Annotated in this window: 5 protein-coding genes and 1 pseudogene; 3 read left to right on the top strand and 3 right to left on the bottom strand. The window is 70.3% G+C overall.

All coding sequences use genetic code 11. The features are described from left to right. A pseudogene (locus GA0115259_RS36345) lies at positions 1–513 on the bottom strand (hypothetical protein); the annotation flags it as partial. Further along, complete coding sequence (locus GA0115259_RS36350; RefSeq protein ID WP_256098298.1) at positions 510–869, bottom strand: hypothetical protein; 360 nt, start codon at positions 867–869, stop codon at positions 510–512. The pseudogene GA0115259_RS36345 and the gene GA0115259_RS36350, both read right to left, overlap by 4 nt. 169 nt (positions 870–1,038) lie before the next feature. Between GA0115259_RS36350 and GA0115259_RS36355 the strand changes: the two genes are divergently transcribed. Together GA0115259_RS36355 and GA0115259_RS36360 are read left to right on the top strand one after the other, a co-directional pair. Beyond that, complete coding sequence (locus GA0115259_RS36355) at positions 1,039–1,404, top strand: hypothetical protein (protein WP_093604731.1); 366 nt, start codon at positions 1,039–1,041, stop codon at positions 1,402–1,404. Between the two features lie 108 nt (positions 1,405–1,512). After that, a complete protein-coding gene (locus GA0115259_RS36360; RefSeq protein ID WP_093604734.1) occupies positions 1,513–2,424 on the top strand; it encodes a helix-turn-helix transcriptional regulator in 912 nt (303 codons plus the stop codon). An 83-nt stretch (positions 2,425–2,507) separates the two neighbouring features. Here the strand turns inward: GA0115259_RS36360 and GA0115259_RS42490 are convergent, their stop codons facing one another. Then, positions 2,508–2,750 carry a hypothetical protein gene (locus GA0115259_RS42490; RefSeq protein WP_237540745.1) on the bottom strand — a complete coding sequence of 81 codons (243 nt, stop codon included), beginning with the start codon at positions 2,748–2,750 and terminating at the stop codon, positions 2,508–2,510. On the opposite strand from GA0115259_RS42490, the gene GA0115259_RS36365 reads away from it, so the two are divergent. Beyond that, positions 2,656–3,732 (top strand): D-alanyl-D-alanine carboxypeptidase family protein (locus tag GA0115259_RS36365; RefSeq protein WP_345941086.1); only part of this gene is annotated, 1,077 nt, incomplete at its 3' end. The genes GA0115259_RS42490 and GA0115259_RS36365 overlap by 95 nt on opposite strands.

Raw genomic sequence — 3,732 nt, forward strand, 5'->3', positions numbered from 1 at the left:
GGGCGAACCCCACAGCCGGGAGACGAGCGCCAGCCGGCGCGTCGTCTCCTCCGCGACGGTCCGCGGCTCGATACCGCGCGGAGCGAGAACAGCCGGCGCGACCGCGCCCACCTCCCAGCCTTCGGGCCGGGCCAGGGACATCGCGAACGCGCCCTCGAAAACCGTTGCCACACAGAGTATTTCCAGTTCGGCGGCGCCGATCAGGCCCTGCCCGACCAGCGCAGCCGCATGATCGTCACCGTGCCGGACGGCGGTCAGCCCGGCCGCCCAGCCCGCGTCGTCGATACGGCCCGACTTCAGCAGGACGGACTCGGCCGACGGCGTTCCCGGCGTCTCGATCGCACCGATCAGCCCGTCCCGCAGATGGATCGTGCCACCCGGCGACGCGGAGACCGTCACCGTCCCGCTGAATCCCTCCCGTTGGAGCCGCAGCAGCAGCGCGGGAACATTCCGGGGCGACGCGCCTTCCTGTGGCGAACCGTGACCGTCGTGGCCGTCCGGGCCGCCGGTCATGCCAGCACTCCCGCCGCGTGAGCGTCGAGCTGCCGCATCGCCAGCGCGAGATTGGTACGGCCGCGGTCCAGCGCGGCGACCAGAAGCAGTGGATCGCCGGTGCGCCGTACGGACTGGATCACGTGATAGCGGCGCGCGGTCGTCACGACCACGCTCTCCAGTTCGCTCCCGGCTCCGGCCTGTCCCACCCGGTCGGTGATCACGGCCACCAGCTCGGCCGTCCCCACGCCGTCCCCGGTCTCCAGCGCGTCTCCGACCACGCAGTAGGTGAGCCCGGTGACCGCGTCCACCAGCGCGGCTCCCGTGACACCGGGAGTCCCCAGAAGCCGGGAAAGGGACGCTTCGATCACTGACACGTGTACCCCTTCATTTTGAGCCACATCCATCAGTATCCTAGACCGCAACTTGCGCTTTAGTGACCGATCTTGACGCCTTTGATCCCTTGGCTTTCCGCCAAGAACGGGCGACCGCCGTCGGCTTGAAGAACCTGAAGAACTCGAAGAACTTGAGGAAAAGGACCACGCCATGAACCTGGAAACCGCGCTCAAAGAGGCCATGACCATCGACGGCGCCCTCGGCGTGGCACTGGTCGACTACGAGAGCGGTATGTCGCTCGGCACCCTGGGCGGAGGCCGTGGCCTCGATCTGGAGGTCGCCGCCGCGGGCAACACCGAGGTGGTACGCGCGAAGGCGCGCACCCTCGCCGCACTGGACATGGACGATGCCGTCGAGGACATCCTGATCACTCTCGGCAAGCAGTACCACCTGATCCGCCCGCTCGCCGCCAGCCGCGGCTCGCTCTTTCTGTACATCGCGCTCGACCGCGCCCGCGCGAACCTGGCGCTGGCCCGCCATGGCCTCAAGCGGATCGAGACGGCTCTGGACATCTGACGCTCGCCCCGGGCGCTCTTCTCGGGCGCTCTCTTCAGGCGCTCTCCTCGGAAAGACCGGGCGCAGCGCTGTCGGGCGAGGGCCGACAGGCGCGCTGATACTGACCGTATGACCCGACACGGAGAGCTGGGCACGGCTCTGCAGCGCTGGCGTGAACGCATCGCACCGGCCGAGGCCGGGCTGCCCGCGGGCGGGAACCGCGAGGCGGGCGGGCTGCGGCACGAGGAGCTGGCCCGGCTCACCGGACTGTCGGTGGACTATCTGGTGCGGCTGGAGGAAGGGCGGGCCACATCGCCCTCCGTCCAGGTCCTCGCCTCGCTGGCGCGCGCCCTACGGCTGTCGGAGGACGAGCGCAGACATCTCTTCCTGCTCGCCGGACAGTCACCACCAGGTCTCGGACGCGTTCCGGAGGCCGTGCCGCCCAGTGTGCGGCGGCTGCTCGGCCGGCTCACGGGAACTCCGGTCGGTGTCCATGACGCGGCCTGGAACCTGATCACCTGGAATCCGCTCTGGGCCGCGCTCCTCGGGAACCCGTCGGCGCTCCCCGGGCGCGACCGCAATGCCGTCTGGCAGCACTTCAGAGGTCTGCCCACCAGAATCAGCCAGACCGAGGAGCAGGAGGCGCGGTTCGAGGCGGCCCTCGTCGCCGACCTCAGGGCCGCCACGGCGCACTATCCCACCGATGTACGGCTGCGGTTTCTCATCGGCGAGCTACGGCGCGTCAGCGGCCGGTTCGCCGGGCTGTGGAACTCCCGTATCGCCGGTTTCCATGACACGGGGGTCAGGACCGTCCACCATCCCGATGTCGGACAGCTGACGCTGGACTGCGACACGCTCACCGTTCCGGGGTGCGATCTCCGTGTCTCGGCCTACTCCGCCGCGCCCGGGACCGCCGCCGCGGACAAGCTCAGGCTGCTCGATGTGATCGGCACCGAGCGGATGCCCGACCGGGCTCCCGATCCGGCGTGGCACCCCGGGCAGGACCCGGCGTCACCCGATCGGGTGCCTGGAGGTCGTTGAACGCTCATGGTGTTCGGGCCCCGGCCGAGGGCGGGGATACGGCCGGTCGGCTCATGCGGCGATGCGCCGGGCGCGGTCCGTTCCTACCGTGGCGGAATGATCACCAGATCCGTGACGCGCTCCGCGTTCTCCGCGACGGTGGCCTTCGCCACCGGTTTGCTGGTCCTTTCGCCCGCGCCCGCACCGGCCGCCGCGGATTCCCGAACCGAACCCTCCGTACGGGCCGAGGGCCTGCCGGGCGCCGCCACAGCCTCGGCGTCTCCTGCGTCCTCGGCCTCTCCAGCGTCTCCCGCCGCGTCACGCGCCTCCTCCTCCCCGTCGCCCACCGCGTCCTCAGCGTCTTCCGCGTCTCCTTCGCCAAGCCGCTCGCCGCGTCCCTCGAAGCGCTCCTCGGTGGTCCCCGCCGCCCCGGCCGCTCCCGCGGGCGCCGTCGAAGGCACTCTGTACCGCTCGGGCACACAGGTGCGGCCCAAGCGCGGCACTCCGGCGCCGCCCAGTGTCTCCGCGCTGTCCTGGCTGGTCGCCGATGCCCGTACGGGTGATGTGCTCGCCGGGCACGAGGCACACCGTCCGCTGCCTCCGGCCAGCACCCTGAAGACACTGTTCGCCGTCACCGCGCTGCCTCATCTCCCCAAGGACGGCGAACACGAGGTCACCGAGGCCGAGCTGGACGATGTCGGCGAGGGCAGCAGTGAGGTGGGCGTCGTCGCGGGCGAGACGTACGCGGTGGAGGACCTGTGGCGCGGTGTCTTCCTCAGCTCGGGCAATGACGCGGTGCACGCGCTCGCCGAGATGAACGGCGGCTGGGAGGCGACGGTCAAGCAGATGCGGGTGAAGGCGAAGCTGCTGGGCGCGTACGACACCCATGTGGTGTCCCCGGACGGCTATGACGCCGACGGGCAGGTGTCCTCCGCATTCGATCTGGCGGTCTTCGGCCGTACGGGCCTGACGCTGCCCGAGTTCGTCGAGTACAGCTCGACCGTCGACGCCCAGTTCCCGGGCTACGGAAGCACGTTCGGCATCGTCAACACCAACCGGCTGCTCACCGGTGAGGACGGCGTCGAGGAGTATCCGGGGCTGATCGGTATCAAGAACGGCTACACCTCGGAGGCCGGCTACACCTTGATCGCGGCGGCCAAGCGCGGCGGCCGGACCATTCTGGTCACCGTCATGAACCCGCAGTGGGGCGGCGTGCACGAGGTCTACGAGGAGGCCAGATCGCTGCTGGACTGGGGCTTCCGCGCGGTGGGCAAGGTAACTCCCGTGGGCTCGCTCAATCCGCCGCCGGCGCCGCTGCCGCCGCGGCTG

The sequence above is a fragment of the Streptomyces sp. MnatMP-M17 genome (assembly GCF_900091995.1).
Lineage (GTDB): Bacteria > Actinomycetota > Actinomycetes > Streptomycetales > Streptomycetaceae > Streptomyces.